1 pseudogene is annotated in these 484 nt (G+C 55.2%); it reads right to left on the bottom strand.

The features are described 5' to 3' along the window. Window positions 1–482, bottom strand: a pseudogene (locus DVK07_RS21405) (RNA-guided endonuclease TnpB family protein); the annotation flags it as partial. Between the last annotated feature and the right edge of the window lie 2 nt (window positions 483–484).

Below are 484 nucleotides of genomic sequence, written 5' to 3' on the forward strand. Positions count from 1 at the left end.
TCGTCGTTCCAGACGGCACGCACCTGCTGGATGTTCTCAACTTCTACGTCAGGGCGGGTTTCGTACTCGACGAGGATGAAGTCAGACCGGTTCTCTTTCAGGTTGAAACCTTTTGAGAGGCGAAGCTGGCCGTGCTTGTCGTCGTGCTTGATGGCTCGTTTCTTCCATGTGACGGTGGAGCGCGGGTGGTCGTCGCCACGTTTCCGGTAGCCCGGTTGGTTGTTGCCGTCGTCAGAGTTGTACCAGCTGGTGAACGCCTCAGCAAGTTCTTCGAGAACTCGCTGACTTGACTGTGAATGGAGGTCACTGTAGCGTTCGTGGTCTTTCAACTCCGACTTCAGCTCGGCTTCGTCGGGTATCTCACCGTCATCGTCCCACCGTTGTTGGATGTAGTAACGTCCGACGTTCCACAGTTTGGATGTAGAGAACTCGCACTGGTCGAGATCGTCACGAATCTGTTGGTGGTTCGTGATTCGGGCGATGT

Source organism: Halorubrum sp. Atlit-26R (assembly GCF_003666015.1).
In the GTDB taxonomy this organism is placed as follows: Archaea; Halobacteriota; Halobacteria; order Halobacteriales; family Haloferacaceae; genus Halorubrum.